A 16399-nucleotide genomic window follows, 5' to 3' on the forward strand; every position below is an offset into this window, starting at 1 on the left:
CGCTTGGTCGCATGCGTTGGACAACGCATCGGCGAACGTTAATAATTCACGAATTGCGTTCGTGAGTCTGACCAAATTGATCGGAGTGAATTTTATGTTCCGTTGGACGCTCGTCCTCGCGGGGATTTTGACGTGTGTGTCGACCGAGAACCTGTCGGCTCAACCGGCAATGGTGAAGAGTCCGGTTTCGCCGAAAGAGTCGATCCAGCACCTGCAGGTTCATCCTGATGTGCGGGTCGAGTTGGTCGCATGCGAACCGCAGGTCGTTGATCCTGTTGCAATGGCCTTCGATGAAACCGGGCGGTTATATGTCGTCGAAATGACCGACTACCCCAACGGCCCAGAAGACGGTCAACCGCCGAAATCGAAGATCAAGTATCTCGAAGATCAAGACGGCGACGGTTTCTACGAAACGTCCCACCTCTTCGCGGATCAACTGCTTTTTGCCAACGGTGTGCTGCCTTGGGAAGGCGGTGTCATCGTCACGATGGCTGGCGAAGTTGCGTACTTCAAAGACACGACCGGCGACCACAAAGCGGACGTCCGTGAGACCTGGTTCACGGGGTTCGCTCAGGAGAATCCGCAACTGCGGGCCAACCATCCAACGCTTGGAATCGACGGTTATGTTTACATCGCCAACGGTTTACGGGGTGGGGATGTCATCGCGAAACGCAAGGAATGGGCCAAGGATGCCAAACCGGTTTCGCTCAGCGGACGTGACTTTCGGTTTCACCCGATCACTGGCAAGTACGAAGCCGTCACCGGAATCGGCCAGTTCGGTTTGACCTTCGACGACTACGGTCGACGTTTCGTGTGCAGCAATCGCAATCCCTGTAAGCACCTTGTCTTCGAAGATCATTACCTGAGTCGCAATCCCCATTTGGCGATTAGCCAAACCGGGCACGATGTCTCTCCGGCCGCGGAGAACAGCCGTGTCTACCCCCAAGTCAGTGCCTGGACAACTTCCACACTGCACTCGGGCCAATTCACCGCCGCATGCGGTGTAACGGTGTATCGCGGAACTGCGATGCCGCAGTTCTACGGCAACTCGTTCACCTGCGAACCGACCGGCAGTTTGGTGCATCGTGATGTCTGGTCACCTCTGGGAGCCACGTTCACCTCAAAACCGGGCCGGGACAAAGTGGAATTTCTCGCCAGTAAAGATTCCTGGTTCCGCCCGGTGAACTTGGCTCACGGACCAGATGGTGCATTGTATGTTTGCGATATGTACCGAGCCGTCATCGAACACCCGCAATTCATGCCGACCGAACTCAAAACTCGTCGCGATCTCACCAATGGCAGCGACCGCGGACGGATTTATCGCGTAGTCCAGAAGCCCACGCCCAGCGATGAAGAAGAGGAAAGTTGGGCCACATATTTCAAAGACTTTCCGCCAGAGAAACTGGTCGGGTCCCTCGATGCCTACGAACCTTGGCAGCGAGAAATCTCGACACGACTTCTGTTGCAACAGCAGGACCAATCCATCATCCCGGCACTGGCGGAGCAAGTTCGAACTGCGAACAGACCGACAGGTAAAGTTGCTGCTCTCGGACTGCTACATGCGTTGGGTGGACTGAAGTCGAATCGTGACTTGGTTCTCTCTGTTATTCAAAATGACTCCGACCGTGTGGCAGAAATTGCAGTTCGATTTTCCGAGAGTTGGTTAACGGAAAACGATGTCGAATTATTAGACACATTGAAAACGCGAGCGAAAAAAGCCGATCCACGATTGCAGTTTCAAATCGCACTGAGTCTGAGTTACGCCGATGCTGACATGACCGAGACGCTAGCCGAAATCGCTCTGAACAATTTAGATGACGAATGGATCGCGTCCGCGGTCCTTCTTGCCACCAAGAAACCCGTCGAGTTGTTGACACGAATCGTTGACGATGAGCGGGGCAGCCAGGCGGACCGATTCCTTGTACAACTCGGCAATCTGATCGGTCGACGCAATACGCCGGCTGAGTTGGCTCGCGCGTTCGCGTTGGTCAGTCAGTTGTCCGCCGATGACCAATTGGCAACGCAGTTACGGTTCCTGAATGGTCTGGCTACGGGCCTACGAAGTCGCGGGCAACGACTGCCACGCATCGTCGAGAAGTTCGACAAAGACCTGCAGACTCAACTTGCAACAATCGCATCCAAAGCACTCGACGAAGCAACCGATGCAGATGCATCGCCGAGCAACCGCCAAATTGCCATGGAATTCCTGGCACACGGATTGGCCGACGCCGAGGAACCGCTGTTCAAACTCGCGACGTCCCGCGAACCGCAATCGATTCGCTTGGCTGCCATCGATGTCCTGGGACAACGATCGAGTGCATTCGTCAGCCGACTGCTCGAATCGGGATTTTCCGCGCAAACGCCAACGATGCGGAGCAAAATTCTTGACGCGGCTATCTCTGTTCCGGTCGCGACAGACACGTTGCTTAAACTCATGGAAGCGGGAACCATCAAGCCGGCGGAACTTTCTCTCGGGCAGTCACGACGATTGACATCACACCGTGATCCTGGCATCCGTCAGGCATTCGCGAAAATCGTCCAAGCGGCGACACCGGCGGATCGCAAGCAAGTTCTTAGCGATTACCAAGTGGCATTGTCGCTCAAACCGGATTCGGCAGCGGGCCGGGAAGTCTTCACGAAGAACTGTGCGACGTGTCACCGCATCGGCAAACTCGGCGTCAATGTGGCCCCCGACATCGCTGACTCTCGCACGAAAACTCCCGAGTATCTGCTAACGAACATTCTCGACCCGAATCGAGCGGTCGACAACAACTATTTCAGCTTTACCGTACTCACTGTCGATGGCCAAGTTCACACGGGGTTGGTCGAAACCGAAACCGCGACATCTGTGACGCTCAAGCAGCCGGAAGGCAAAAGCATCACTCTACTGCGAAGCGATATTGAGCAAATGAAATCGGATGGTGTCTCACTGATGCCGGTCGGTTTGGAGAAAAACATCACGCCGCAACAGATGGCAAACCTGATTGGTTTCATCAAGAATTGGCGTTACCTCGATGGAGATATCCCTATCGATTTGCCCGGCGAGTAAGCAATGGGAACAGGCCGGTGAACTGCAACATTGCTTCGATTCGTCGTATTTCGACCGATCGTTAGATAACAATCAACAATCGAACTCGCTTTGGTATTTGCCAAAGCGAGTTTTTTTTGGGCCGACGAAACCGACGCAATCGGAATCATAGAAAAAGCATCTGGCCGATTCGCAAGCTGACCGATAGCATGAAAGGTAGTGTCATCCGTCTCAAGTCAATTCGTCAGGTATCACATGAACCGCTCGCAACGACTTTGCCGCCTTCGTGATCTAGCGACTCTCGGCATTCTTGTTGCATGTGGGACAACTTCCGTTTGGGGTCAACTTTACACCGTCAAACCCTACCGCGGACGACAAACCGCTCCCACGACAACGACTTCAAAACCACCGACGATTTCCCCCACTCAACCCGACAGCACCAATCAAACCGTCGTGACGGTCGAACTCTTGATGGAAGCTCCTGGGACGAGTTATGAAGCTCAACGCTGGGCAGCCGGATTAGGGAAGCTGGGCTACTCGCCTCAAGTCCGCACACGACGCGCGATCGACGAACCTGGTGTCACCGAGCGTAGCGTTCGGGGTATCCGTAAGGTGTCGGTCGTGGCGGTGTTGGATCGGCGGGGACGAGTGGTCTTACCGGACGGAGCATTCACACTCGACAACCTGGGCAAGTTCCGTGACTACCTTGACGAGTTGAAAAAATTCGGCCAGCAGGGTGATCCGAAAGGCCAACCGCTGTGGGGCTTGAGCAAAACGCAATTTGGGGTCGTCTTCGGCACATTGAGCTTGGAAGTCGAGCAGGACGTTAAAGGAAAACCACTTGTCGAGGCCGTCGAACAGCTGAATCTGCCAAACGACTTGCCCGTGCACTTCTCCGAGGAATCGCAGGCTTGGCTTCGGTTGCGGGGCGACGAAAAAACGAAGGTCCGGCAATCGGTTGCCGGGTTCTCGCATGGGACCGCGCTTGCAATTATGCTGCGTGAGCAGAGCATCGGGTTTCGTCCACGTCGGACACCGGACGGCACGTTGGAACTTGTGGTCGACCCACTCAATTCGCAAGCGAAATTGTGGCCTGTCGGTTGGGAGCCGAAAGACGCCCCGATCGAGACGGCACCAGTCCTGTTCAAGTTGCTGCCCGTGAATCTCCACGATGTCGCCTTGCTCGATCTTTTGGCCATCATTGAAGCCAAGACGAACGTGCCGATGCGATTGGACCTAGCCACTATCGAAAAACAACAAATCAACCTCGACGAAATCCGCGTCGATCACCCGTCCCGCAGCACATCGTGGAGCCTGCTGATTCGCCGGATCACAGCGAAAAGCGGACTTGTTCGTGACCTCAAGATCGACGAACGCGGTCAGCCGTTTATGTGGATCACACCGATGGAACACGGCCCGGTCGGCCAATAGTTCGTCTCACGTTCTTGGAAAGAATCGAGCTGTAATGGTCATTCTATGGGCCGTTTTACTGTTAGCCGCAAACCTGATTGCTTGGATTTCCACCGCATTCGGACTGCCGGGAAATTGGCTGATTGTGCTGTTTACGGCTTTATATGCGTATCTTCAGCCAGTTGATCAATCGCCGAGTGTGAGCTGGACGGTCGTCATCGCCATTCTCGTCTTGGCGATCATTGGTGAAATCATCGAGTTCCTCGCCGGTGCCGCCGGTGCGGCGAAGCAGGGTGGCAGTCGTCGGGGAATCATCTTCTCCATCGTCGGAACGATCGTGGGCAGTATTCTCGGTGCGACGGTCGGAGTGCCCATTCCTGTAATCGGCCCCATCATCGGAGCCGTCGGCGGCGGCGCGGTCGGTGCATTTGCAGGTGCGTATCTCGGAGAATCCGCCGCGGAACGCACGACCTCCGAACGCATTGCCATCGGTAAAGGTGCAATGATCGGCCGCCTCCTCGGCACCGCCAGCAAACTCATCGTCGGCATCGTGATGGTCATCGTTGTCGGTTTTGACTCGTTTTTAGACTTCAAAACTGATTCGGACAGCCGCAATGCTGCCACGGCCACTTTCGAATCGGCTGCCTACCAGAATTTCCACCAAGGCTTGCAACTGCGATCCGGTGGAGTGAACATAAAGCCGTTTTGATGGTCTAATGCGACCAGACCCGACTCACGTGCGAGTCGCAAGATTTCGTCGCGGAACTTCGGTTGGGGCGGGTCCATTCCAATGACTGCAATCTGGGGTCGCAGTACGACGTGTAACTGCCGGTCTCGAACTCACCGTGCGTGATCGGAACAACGAAGTGATTGGCTCCGAAGCGTTCGACACATTGTGTCACGAATGCTATGAGTTCGTTCGACACGAACCCGGTTTCACTCAAACCGTCGGTGAGAAACTGTAGGGCAGCTTCATAGTTGCGATGGTTTTGATTCACACTCACCGTGATTCGTTCCATCTCGTCTAAGCCCTAGACACGTTCGCCTATGTGAATCGATGGCAGCTATTGACGGACTTCAATGCCTTTTTCCCGCAGTCGCTTGATGATATCTGCTCCGTTCATCTCCCAAAGGTCTCCGGGGTCGATGGTGCGAGTACTGCCGTCTTTGGCTGTGATGATCCAAACTTCCTGGGTACGACCTTTCCGATCGAGTTCCGTGCCGATTGTCACCACCGCGGTATCTGCCAACCGAAGCCCTTTGACAGTTGGCGAGAACCAGAAACCAGTCGTTTGTTCGAGTTTTTCATCATCGAGCACGACACGATCCAAAGCCAACGCCGGCGCGAAAATCGCCCCTGCCAGCACGGCAAGTACAAACGAACCGATGATGAACCGCAGCGGCTTCCGCGCCCAAATCAAGATCACACCAACAATCGCAGCAACCACCGCAATCGCAACAGCAATCACAGGGACATAAGTCGGAAATTTATAGATCATGATTCTCACAAACCTCGTTTGCGTAGCAATGTAGGTCAGGCTGTGCCTGACGAAAATAGACGCACTTGTCAGCCACAGCCTGATCGACTGACTTCATGATCCCAGTCGACCTCGCACTTATGGAACACGAAGCGAGGAAACTACTTCGTCAAAGACAGGTTTGAGATCAGCCACTCGATCCGGTTTTCCGCCACAGAGTACAGCATACGCTCGCCCGTGACGTACGGCCATATGGCCCGTCACCCTTAGCTCATTACCTTCCGCGAACTGCCGGAATTCAATCCATGACCAGTCCACGCCATTGATCGCCATTGTGCCGCTATCGTATTCCAAAAAGCCGGGAGTGTTCCGCCGAAGGTCTCGCAAATCCTTGGCGATAACCGCTTCGCGTGTCATTCCAGCGGGGATACTCCCTGATACGATCGTGATGTTCTCTTGAAACTGATCTTCTGACGAATCCAGAGGGCTCAGTGCGATGGCGGCAATTCCGGCTTGCGGATCTCGAATGACTTCCCAGTCGTCTGGGAACTGAATTGCGAAAAACGATTTTCGATCGACGTGCCAGTCTTCACCCGTTGGAATCCAATCGGTTAATACGGCCGCTGCTTCCTCACGGCGATGTTGCTCGATGATTTTCGGGGCAATAGTGAATGTAAAATAAACCATGTAGACGAGAAAGCTGTTGATCACGAGACCGATGGTTGCGGGAATTAGTATTCTTTTGGGTCCCTCTCGAAATGCCCCAATGATGGCCCAGATCGCGAACACGAATCCCGCGAGAATAATCAAACCGGCAAATACCGCAATCGCCAATTTCGTGGTCCGGTCGTCTGCGTTCTTCCCGAGAGCCATATTGATGAAGATCGCAACCAATGGAGCAACCCAACTGGCCTTCGCAGCCTGCACATGCGACGGCGCGACGTTTGATGAATCGTGGTTGGATGTCGACATAATCGCTTTCTGAACTAGTTTCGTAGGTCAGGCTGTGCCTGACATCTGCGTCTACTCTTCGTCAGGCACAGCCTGACCTACTAACTACGTGACGACTATGAAAATGGATGCTTCCACGGTTCACGGTACGGTCGCTGCAAGAGTTTGGTGGCTTCGTCGTCGCCGGTGACGATGTGTTTGTCGGGATCGAATTCGAGGGAACGGCCGAGTTGCATTGAGCGGTTGGCGAGGATGCAGCTGGCGGCGGAGATGTGGCCTTGTTCGATGTCGGCGATGGGTTTCGTGCGGTTGTCGATCGCGGTGAGGAAGTCGCGCATGTGGCCTCGGATGGCGGAGGCGACGTGTTGTTCCAAATTGATGGCAGCTTTATCCGGGCCGTCTAGCGGGTATTTGTCGAGTTCGATCACTGCGTCGCCATGCAGTTTTTTGCCGGGGCCGTGCGGGGTGAAATCGTAACGATTCACACTCAACCGCAGCGTGCCCTTAGTGCCATAGATGGTGGCTCCCCAGGGATATTCCGGGTCTGGCGGATTGCCCCATGACCGGTGCGTCCAAAGGACGTCGAAATCGTCATACTCGAAGATCGCGTTTTGTGTATCGGGAATGTTCGCCAGCGACTTTTCATCGACGAGAATCCCGCCGCTGGAGGCGATCCGCTTCGGCCAACCGAGTTCGAGCATCCAACGCACCATATCGAGCATGTGCACACACATGTCGCCCATGATGCCGTTGCCGTATTCCCAGAACGCCCGCCATGATCGCGGATGTGTTAGACTGGTATAGGGTCGCATCGGGGCGGGGCCCGTCCACATCTCATAGTCGAGCCATTCCGGCGGCTGACTGGCGGGCGGATTCGCCTTTGCTCGCATGTGATAATAACAGTAGGTCTCGACTTGAGCGATGTCGCCAAGCAGGCCTTCGTTGATGACACGGTCGCGGGCTTCGATCAAGTGCGGCGTGCTGCGACGTTGCATCCCAACTTGCACAACGCGTTTGTGCTTGCGGGCGGCAGTCACCATCGCTTGGCCTTCACGCACATCCACGCTGATCGGCTTTTGCACCCAGACATCCGCACCGGCTTCGACGGCCGCAATCATCGGCAATGCGTGCCAATGGTCGGGCGTGTCGATCAGCACGATATCCATCTCCTGATCGGCCAACATCTTGCGATAGTCGCCGTAGAGTTGCGGCGTTTTCTTCGATTCCTGGCGAGAGGCGATCAGATCGCCGGCTTCTTTAAGCATTTTTTGATCGACATCACACAACGCGACGACTTCGACCGGTTCAATCTGCATGAGCCGTGTGAGATCGCATTTGCCGTACCACCCGGTGCCGATCAATCCGACTCGGCGACGTGAAGCCGGAGCGGCGAACGCTCCACTGGTCAGCATTGCACTCGGCAACGCGGCGGCAGTCAAACCGAGAGCGGCACCTTTTAAAACGTCTCTGCGATTCATTGGTTCATCCTTTCGAGCGGTTGGGAATCGGAATCATTCTAACGCTGTTTCATGTCCGTCGCGACTTCTCGGGGTTGGTTACTGGTGTCACACGACCGGCTCGCGCTACAATATCAGTTCGTTGAACGGAATCCACCGACAACCAACACCGCCCCAGCAGACGCTGCTAATGGGCGTAACCAATTCGAGGAGAATCCTGTTGATGATTTGGTCTTGGCATCGATTGTTAATCTGTCTTGTCTCATGTGTGTTTGTCGGGTTGGTCGGGGAAGCCACCGCGGAAGAACTTTCAACCACACAGAAGTCATTGCTCGACGATCTGAAATACCTTGCGTCCGACGAATTGGACGGTCGCGGCGTAGGCACGGAAGGATTGAACGAGGCCGCCGAGTTCGTCAAGAAGTCCTTCCGTGATGCCGGTTTGAAAGTCGACGCCGTTGATGGCGACGCGTTTCAGAAGTTCTCCATCACAACCGGTTCCAAACTCGGCGAACCGAACGAGTTAACGTTGACAACCGCGGAGGGGAAATCGATCGCACTGAAAATCGGTGAAGATTTTGAAGTGTGTTCGTTTGGCGGTTCGGGTGAGTTCGACAAACCGATCGTGTTCTGCGGCTATGGCATTGAACACGACGACTACAACGACTTCGAAGGCGTTGAAGTGAAAGATTGCGTCGCCCTCATCATGCGTCGCAATCCGCAACAAGCTCGGAAGGATGGCCCGTTTGCAGGTGTGCATGGTGGCGTCTCGCGACATGCGGCACTTTCGACGAAACTCAGCAACGCTTACCAACGCGGGGCGACGGCAGTGTTGTTCGTGAACGATCCTTACAGCCGAGCGAGTGAGTTGACCAACCTCAAGGAACAACTCCGCAAAGCTCGGGCAAAACGCAAAGAGTTGGCGGAGGAAATCACGAACGTTGGCGACGACCAAGAGAAAGCGGAAAAACTGAAGCAAGAGCAAGTCGACACACAAAAACAGATTCGTGCGGTACGACAGCAGATCGAAAAGTTCGACCCCGATCCACTGATGGAGTTCGGTTACGGCGGCGATGGTAAAGAGAAATCCATTCCGGTCGTGCACATCACTCAAGAAGTAGCGAACAAGTTGTTGTCAGCGAGTCTCGATAAAACGCTGAACGACTTGGAAGCCGAGATCGATAAAGACCTCAAACCGCAAAGTGCTGTGCTCAAGGATTGGAAAGCCGATGGCACTGTGTCGGTCGAGCGGGTGAAATCGGAAATCAAAAATGTCATCGGCGTGCTGGAAGGCGAAGGACCGCTAAAAGACGAAACGATCGTCATCGGTGCTCATTATGATCACGTCGGTTTGGGTGGTGCCGGTTCGTTGGCACCAGGTTCGACCGAAGTTCACAACGGTGCCGACGACAACGCATCGGGGACGGTCGCGTTGCTCGAAATTGCCCGACGGCTGGCGAGTCGTGCGGAGAAACCGAAACGGCGCTTGGTTTTCATCGCCTTCACCGCAGAGGAAATCGGTCTGATCGGTTCCGCCCGCTATTGCAAAGAACCCGTATTTCCGCTGGAGAACACCATCGCGATGTTCAACATGGATATGGTCGGTCGGCTAAGAAACGACGAACTCACCATTTTTGGAACGGGGACGGCGAAGCGATGGGTCGAACTGCTCGACAGTATTGAAGAGGATTCCGGACTGAAACTGTCCTACAAGCCAGAGGGTTTTGGGCCGAGTGATCAGTCGTCATTCTATGCGAAGAAGATCCCAGTTCTGCACCTCTTCACGAACACGCATCGCGACTATCACCGACCGACAGACGATTGGGACAAAATCAATGTCAGCGGCATCGATCGCGTGGTGAAGCTGCTCGAACGAGTGGTTATTGCGACCGACGACAACCCGAAACGGCCGGAGTACGTGCAGGTCAAAGAGAAAGCGAACCCGATGCGGTCGGGGAACCGGCCATACTTCGGTAGCATTCCCGACTTCGCGAATGAAATCGAAGGGTATGCGCTCCAAGGTGTGGCACCGGGAAGTCCCGCGGAAAAAGGCGGACTGAAAGCCGGCGACGTAATTGTCGAATTTGGTGGCAGCAAAATCGGCGGGCTCGATGACTTCGATCTCGCGTTGCGAAAGTTCAAAGCCGGCGAGCAAGTCCCGGTTGTGGTATTGCGGAGCGGCAAACGTGTCGAACTCAAAGTGACACTTGCAACACCGAAATAGATGGTGTCGCAGTTGGAGTGTTACTGCGTGAGGAGTCATGACTCAGGGTGCCACGGCTCTGTGAGCCGTGCAGAGCGATGACCCGGAAAAACACGGCTCACAGAGCCGTGGCACCCATGCCGACTGGTTTGTGTAGAAGTAATACTATTCTTAATCAATGGCTGGTGGTGTTCTTGCCCTGATTGTTGCAATTTCCTGCATTGGCAAAACGCTTACTGGTCATATCGTTACCGACATTCTTTCGAAGGACAACAACAGTTTTGCATGGGTTTCTGGCGATCTCCGACGTTTTCACGCTTCAGTATGTCTCATCCGAAATCATCGCTCAGGCGGGTTTCGCGAACTGGGGGATGCTGGGTTGGGCGGCGGTGGCAGGTTTGCCGGTGTTGATTCACCTCTTGCATCGACGACGGTACAAGGAAACCACTTGGGCCGCCATGCGTTTTCTGCTGCAAGCGACGCGAAAACATTCGCGTCGCATTCGGCTGGAACAACTCCTGCTGTTGGCGGTGAGAGTGTTGATACTTCTACTTTTGGTCTTGGCACTCGCGCGGCCGTACATGTCCGCATTGGGTTCGTTCTTCCAGACCGACGCACCGAAGCACCGGATTATCGTGGTCGATACCTCGATGAGTCTCGCTCACCAAACCGGCGAACCCAGTCGATTCGAACAGGCCCGCGATCTTGCGAACGAAGTCATTTCCTCAAGCCGACAAGGCGACGCGTTGAACTTAGTGCGAATGGGTTCGATTCCGCCAACCGTGTTGGTGCAAAAACCGTCGTATCAAAAGTCGCAAGTTCTTAAAGAGATCGACAACCTTCGGCAAACGCACGAGGTGGCCGATGTCGTCACCACACTGCGAGATGTGGAAGGACTTCTTGCTGAAGCGGGTAACATCACGCAGAAGGAAGTTGTGTTCATCAGCGACTTCCAACAATCATCCTGGCAACCAGACGCCACCGGACGACAAAGCCAAATCGGTCGGGCACTCAAACGTCTTAGTGAGCAGGCGGCGGTGCACTTCCTTCCGGTTGGCCAAGCAGACGCCGCGAACCTGGCAATTTCGTCGCTCACAATCGTTGACCCCTACGTGATCGCCGGAAAGCCGACCAGTTTCCGGGCGACGGTGACGAACAATTCTCTCAATGTCTCCGGCTCCCGAGCGGTGCAGCTGTTGGTTGACGATCGCGTTGTTGCCAGCGAACAAATTGAAATTGCGGCGGACGATAGTGCAGTCGTCGATTTTGAGACGACCTTTGCCTCCGCAGGGGAATTCCGGGTGGAAGCAAGATTCGCCAACGAAGACGCCTTGAGCGTAGACGATCACCGTTACCTCGCCGTGACAGCGAAAGAAAAACTGCGAGTTCTGCTGGTGAACGGTCGCGCTGCCGGTCGTCCGCGGGAGACAGCAACGTTTTACCTCGAACAAGTGTTAGGTCCGCCGCCTGGAAATACTTCAGGTCATAGCGTGACCGAGTCGCAAGTGATTGCCGATGGGGAACTGGCGGCAGTAGACCTTAGCCGATACGACTGCGTTTTTCTGTGTGATGTCGCTTTGGTAACCGAACAGGAAGCCATACTACTGCAGCGATACGTCGAAGCCGGTGGCGGACTCGTGATTTGTCTTGGCGACCGTGTTCAGTCGGCGAACTACAATCAGACGTTATTTGCGGACGGTCAGGGATTGCTGCCTGCAAAGCTACTCGACACGAACGGGGGAGTCGCGGCAGACAACATCGACACCGTTTTCCAATTCGATCCGATTGACCTGAAACATCCGATTGTCAACGCGTACCTCGGGAATCCCGGCACGGGCTTGGAAGATACCATCATCTTCAAGTATTACCGGACGGAGATCCCGGAATGCATGCAAACCGAGAAAGTCCTCGGCTTCACAAACGGAGACCCGGTTCTGCTCGACCGAAAAATCGGTTGGGGCCGGGTGATTCTGATCACAACCGCCGTTGACGACCAATGGGGACTCTGGCCGGTCCAACCCAACACGAGTTTTCCGCCGATTATCAGCGAAACCGTGCAATACGTGGTTGCCGGTCGTTGGGCGGAACGCAATCGGTTGGTGGGTGAACAACTGACGTTGACCGGTCATCGGTCTGCAGGTTCCGTGGTGGTCGTGACGCCGGATCAACGGGAAACGACGCAACCGGGATCCGCCGAGACCTCGCCACAGTGGACGGACACTGCGTTGGTTGGTTTTTACGAATTCCGTACCGCATCGGCCAATCAAGCAGCGGGATGGTTCGCAGTCAACTCGGATCCCCTGGAGAGTGACCTCCGCACGATCTCGAAATCGAAATTTGAACAAGTCTTACTGCCGGGTGCCCAGTTCACCTATCAAACGAAATGGAAAGAAGCCCCTCGTGTCAGCCAAACCGACGAAGACGGTAACGGTCTGATTCGTTGGTTGCTTCAAGCGGTTTTGGTGTTGGTTTTCATCGAACAGCTGATGGCCTGGCGGTTTGGTTGGGGATTGACGGTTCTTCTGGTCTGTGTGGCTTGTACGATCGTCCAACAGACAATCTCCAACAATTGGGTAACCTTGGCAGTTCTCGGACTAGTAGTTATTCTGACTGTACTACGGGTCGTCACCAGTTCTCGGAAGCCAAGGCCAGTCAGTTCGAGCTAGCATCGTACGGTTGCGCTTGAACACGACCGAGTCCGTGATAACATCATCAAATACTGGGCCCGTTCGTTCTCGCTTCCGACTTCGGATGCCGTCCTCCTTCCGGACCGGTGACCGAGCCGTCATACCCGCTGGAAGGTCTTTGTTTCTCTATGCCCATCACCACGATCGATCAACTCACTCATGACTTGATCCAAGCCCGCCTCGTGACTCAGCAGCAGATCGATGACGCCCTGATCCAGGTCAGTTCGCGTACTCGAACTCCCGACGACTTGCTCAAAGCCCTCGAGCAAAGCGGGCACCTGACGTCTTACCAAACGGGTCGAATTCGGCAAGACGCCGCCGACGAACTGGTACTTGGCAATTATAAGATCATGTATCGCAATGCATCGGGAAGTTTTGCCCGCGTGTACCGTGCGAGCCGATTGTCGGATGGTGAGACGTTCGCACTGAAGGTCCTCCGCAAACGCTGGGCCGACGATCCCATGATGGTGGCTGAGTTTCGACGCGAAGCGGAAATGTGCCAGAAACTTCGTCATCGAAATATCGTGCGAATCGACGAAGTTCAGTCCGAACGTGGGTATCACTACTTCGTGATGGAGTTCGTACAAGGCGGGAATCTCAAAGAGTTCCTGCAAATGCGACGCAAGTTGTCGCCGCTCGATGCCACACGGGTCGCCTTGGATGTTGCTCAAGGGTTGGCTTATGCGATGGAACAAGGCGTGACCCATCGCGACATGAAGCTAACGAATATCCTGATGGGAATGGACGGCGTCGCAAAACTGGTGGATTTCGGCCTTGGCGGAGCTGATGATCGCGGCTCGTTCACCAGTGAAGACAGCGAAGCGAATGCCCGAGCACTCGAATACGGTGCCATCGAAAAGTTACCTGGTTCGCGACGAAACGATCCCCGCAGCGACCTGTTTTTCTTGGGGGCAGTCTATTACGAACTGCTAACCGGTCAGCCGCCGTGGCCACCGACGAAGAACCCGGAAGAACGGCGGATGACGACACGCTACACCAACATTCGGCCGGTCCGGTCTGTCGATCCGATGTTACCGAACTGTGTCGGTGAGATCGTCGATCGACTGTTACATCCCGATGCCAACCAACGCTATCAAAAGCCCGCGGAACTCTCGCTCGATCTTCGTCGGGCGATCAATCAGCTAGACGAAACCAAAGCCACCCCGACGGGTCAACCCGCAGGTTCCAACGGCCAGCCCACGATTCTTTGTGTGGAAAGCCGGATCAAACAACAAGATGCGTTGCGACAGTATCTCTCGAAACACGGTTATCGTGTAATGATCGTCGGTGACGCGGAACGGGGAATTAGTCGCCTGAACACAAACCCGCCCAATTGTCTCATCCTCATGGGCGATTCCATTGGCAACGACATTGGCGAGTTCTTCCAGCAAGCTGTCGAGAAGGCCGCCGAGAAATCGGTGTTCACGATTGCAGTGCTCTCGGAAAAACAGCAACAGCTAGCCAAGAAACTGAAGTCGATGGATCGTGCCCGTGTGCTGGTCCAACCCCTCAAGCTTCGTGAACTGCGAGAGACCATCGAAGAGGGAGTGCAAGGCAAGAAAGAACCGAGCGGTTCAGCGTGACTTACTCGGGAATCGCTCGAATGGTCACCGAATAGCGGCCCGAATTATCCGCTAGACTATCGGGCCGATCGTTGATCCGGAGGAAAATCCGGCCATCGACGGGGGCCGTGAACGTGGCACGCAGACCAATCGGAATCGGCTTGAGCAGCCCGTCGGCCGGTCCTTGGAGTCCTGGTGATTCATCTTGAAACGCAAGCATCAACCGTCCCAAAGGTTGTTTGGCGACGTAATCGAACGTAATCCCACCAGGTTCGCTGACCCAAGGTTTCGGCTCGTTCGCCAACGTCACACGCCCGGACGCTAGAACTTCGTAGACGGTTCCGCGTGTCACCTCGACACCGCTCGACTGCCAACCACGATCGGCTCGCACCGGGATGCTGGCTAGGCTGGCATCTGCGATCAGTTCGGGAGGCGTCATCGTAATCGCAGCGCGAATCACGTCGTACCCCTCTGTCAATTCGCTTGCAAACAGTCCCCATCCGACCGTCATCTGCTCCGCATCTGCTTGGAACGACTTCTCGAACTGATCCAAAAATTCAGGTCGCGACTTTGTCTTGCCCAACTCGCGAAACCGAGTCGAGTACTCGGGATGCGTGTCTAACCAATAACACAACGCCCACGACCAAGCGTAAGCTTCGTTGTTCAGAAAATCATTCGGCGTCAGGTTGAGTATGTTCTGCAGTTGCTGGAAACCGCCCATCTCGACGGCTTGTTGAATCAATGAGATTCGCCCCAGACCTGCGAAATCGTCGTTGTTGGTCGGCATGACGCGAAACACAAAATCCCCGTCAGGGTTCCGTATGTGAGTGGCGAAAAACTCCGCCATGCCTTCCATATACCAAACCGGTGGCAACAAGTTGTTATTGCGACGCACGGACATGAAACAATGCGTTGCTTCATGCAACAACAGGTGACGCCGATAGTAGTCGAACTCCTGCTCGTTCATCCAGAATTCGCGATCCCGATGTCGACCGTTGAGAAACTTGGGCAAGTCGTCTGGTAGAAGTCCCATTTGGCGAAACAGGTCCCGGTCTTTCATCAGGAACCCGGTCATCTGAAACGGTTTCCCATCGCGATCGGGTGGCAACGGTGAAAAGTACCGTTCCCACTCCGGGTAAATCGCATCGATCAAGTCCGGTAGTTCTTTCGCGAATTCCGGGGCAATGTCGGTATAGAGCAAAAGATGCTGGGACTCGTACTTGTGAATGCCCACCGCCGCCAAGCGACGAGCGTCACGGACGGGTCTCGTGTCTGGTCGACGATAGTTGGTCGCTGGGATTGGCTTGGATTCGATCTCCGGAGAAACGGGGTCGACCGGTATTTCTGGAATCACCTCTGGCTGCGTCTCTTCGTTCACAATTTCCGTCTGGTTTGTGGAAATCGTCTCCAATTCCCGGTCCGTTTTTCTTTCGGTTTTCGCCGGTTTGGGTTCGTTGCATCCGCTGAGGATGATCCACAACAGTCCCAAACACCAAATTCTCGACCACGTTCTATGAACAAGTGACATGCCATACGTGTGATGGTTTTGGTGTTTCATTCCGACCTGTTCAATTTGCGTTGTTCGAATCCGCTCGGTAGGCTAACGGACGTAATAGACACCCC

The 16399-nt window shown here is 54.7% G+C and carries 11 protein-coding genes; 6 read left to right on the plus strand and 5 right to left on the minus strand.

The window, feature by feature from the left end; translation table 11 throughout:
• Positions 1-94 precede the first annotated feature (94 nt).
• The 3 genes from AC5DDB_RS07090 (at position 95) to AC5DDB_RS07100 (ending at position 5147) form a co-directional block, all read left to right on the plus strand.
• A complete protein-coding gene (locus tag AC5DDB_RS07090) occupies positions 95-3049 on the plus strand; it encodes a PVC-type heme-binding CxxCH protein (protein WP_491738997.1) in 2955 nt (984 codons plus the stop codon).
• A gap of 234 nt (positions 3050-3283) precedes the next feature.
• Entirely contained in the window at positions 3284-4459 is a 1176-nt protein-coding gene (locus AC5DDB_RS07095; RefSeq protein ID WP_491738998.1) for a hypothetical protein, read from the plus strand.
• Between the two features lie 34 nt (positions 4460-4493).
• Positions 4494-5147: a DUF456 domain-containing protein gene (locus AC5DDB_RS07100; protein WP_491738999.1), complete on the plus strand. Its 654-nt coding sequence runs from the start codon at positions 4494-4496 to the stop codon at positions 5145-5147.
• A gap of 4 nt (positions 5148-5151) precedes the next feature.
• Here AC5DDB_RS07100 and AC5DDB_RS07105 read toward each other — a convergent pair whose 3' ends face one another.
• The 4 genes from AC5DDB_RS07105 to AC5DDB_RS07120 form a co-directional block, all read right to left on the minus strand.
• Complete coding sequence (locus AC5DDB_RS07105; RefSeq protein WP_491739000.1) at positions 5152-5457, minus strand: hypothetical protein; 306 nt, start codon at positions 5455-5457, stop codon at positions 5152-5154.
• Between the two features lie 45 nt (positions 5458-5502).
• Positions 5503-5937: a hypothetical protein gene (locus tag AC5DDB_RS07110; RefSeq protein WP_491739001.1), complete on the minus strand. Its 435-nt coding sequence runs from the start codon at positions 5935-5937 to the stop codon at positions 5503-5505.
• A 117-nt stretch (positions 5938-6054) separates the two neighbouring features.
• Positions 6055-6888 carry a hypothetical protein gene (locus AC5DDB_RS07115; RefSeq protein ID WP_491739002.1) on the minus strand — a complete coding sequence of 278 codons (834 nt, stop codon included), beginning with the start codon at positions 6886-6888 and terminating at the stop codon, positions 6055-6057.
• 95 nt (positions 6889-6983) lie between these two features.
• On the minus strand, positions 6984-8345 hold the full coding sequence (locus tag AC5DDB_RS07120) for a Gfo/Idh/MocA family protein (RefSeq protein WP_491739003.1): 1362 nt from the start codon (positions 8343-8345) through the stop codon (positions 6984-6986).
• Between the two features lie 202 nt (positions 8346-8547).
• Here AC5DDB_RS07120 and AC5DDB_RS07125 point away from each other — a divergent pair, with 202 nt between their 5' ends.
• The 3 genes from AC5DDB_RS07125 (at position 8548) to AC5DDB_RS07135 (ending at position 14797) form a co-directional block, all read left to right on the plus strand.
• Entirely contained in the window at positions 8548-10548 is a 2001-nt protein-coding gene (locus tag AC5DDB_RS07125; protein ID WP_491739004.1) for a M20/M25/M40 family metallo-hydrolase, read from the plus strand.
• A gap of 260 nt (positions 10549-10808) precedes the next feature.
• Entirely contained in the window at positions 10809-13193 is a 2385-nt protein-coding gene (locus tag AC5DDB_RS07130; protein WP_491739005.1) for a BatA domain-containing protein, read from the plus strand.
• Between the two features lie 149 nt (positions 13194-13342).
• Positions 13343-14797 (plus strand): serine/threonine protein kinase, encoded by a 1455-nt coding sequence (locus AC5DDB_RS07135; protein ID WP_491739006.1) that lies wholly within the window; start codon positions 13343-13345, stop codon positions 14795-14797.
• 1 nt (position 14798) lies between these two features.
• Here AC5DDB_RS07135 and AC5DDB_RS07140 read toward each other — a convergent pair whose 3' ends face one another.
• On the minus strand, positions 14799-16334 hold the full coding sequence (locus AC5DDB_RS07140) for a hypothetical protein (protein WP_491739007.1): 1536 nt from the start codon (positions 16332-16334) through the stop codon (positions 14799-14801).
• Between the last annotated feature and the right edge of the window lie 65 nt (positions 16335-16399).

This window comes from Thalassoroseus sp. (assembly GCF_984380535.1).

Bases quoted from the DNA above. Each gene is read 5' to 3' on its own strand.
- AC5DDB_RS07095 (WP_491738998.1), top strand. From the start codon at position 3,284: ATGAACCGCTCGCAACGACTTTGCCGCCTTCGTGATCTAGCGACTCTC.
- AC5DDB_RS07090 (WP_491738997.1), top strand. From the start codon at position 95: ATGTTCCGTTGGACGCTCGTCCTCGCGGGGATTTTGACGTGTGTGTCG.
- AC5DDB_RS07125 (WP_491739004.1), top strand. From the start codon at position 8,548: ATGATTTGGTCTTGGCATCGATTGTTAATCTGTCTTGTCTCATGTGTG.
- AC5DDB_RS07110 (WP_491739001.1), bottom strand. From the start codon at position 5,937: ATGATCTATAAATTTCCGACTTATGTCCCTGTGATTGCTGTTGCGATT.
- AC5DDB_RS07115 (WP_491739002.1), bottom strand. From the start codon at position 6,888: ATGTCGACATCCAACCACGATTCATCAAACGTCGCGCCGTCGCATGTG.
- AC5DDB_RS07105 (WP_491739000.1), bottom strand. From the start codon at position 5,457: ATGGAACGAATCACGGTGAGTGTGAATCAAAACCATCGCAACTATGAA.
- AC5DDB_RS07135 (WP_491739006.1), top strand. From the start codon at position 13,343: ATGCCCATCACCACGATCGATCAACTCACTCATGACTTGATCCAAGCC.
- AC5DDB_RS07100 (WP_491738999.1), top strand. From the start codon at position 4,494: ATGGTCATTCTATGGGCCGTTTTACTGTTAGCCGCAAACCTGATTGCT.
- AC5DDB_RS07140 (WP_491739007.1), bottom strand. From the start codon at position 16,334: ATGAAACACCAAAACCATCACACGTATGGCATGTCACTTGTTCATAGA.
- AC5DDB_RS07120 (WP_491739003.1), bottom strand. From the start codon at position 8,345: ATGAATCGCAGAGACGTTTTAAAAGGTGCCGCTCTCGGTTTGACTGCC.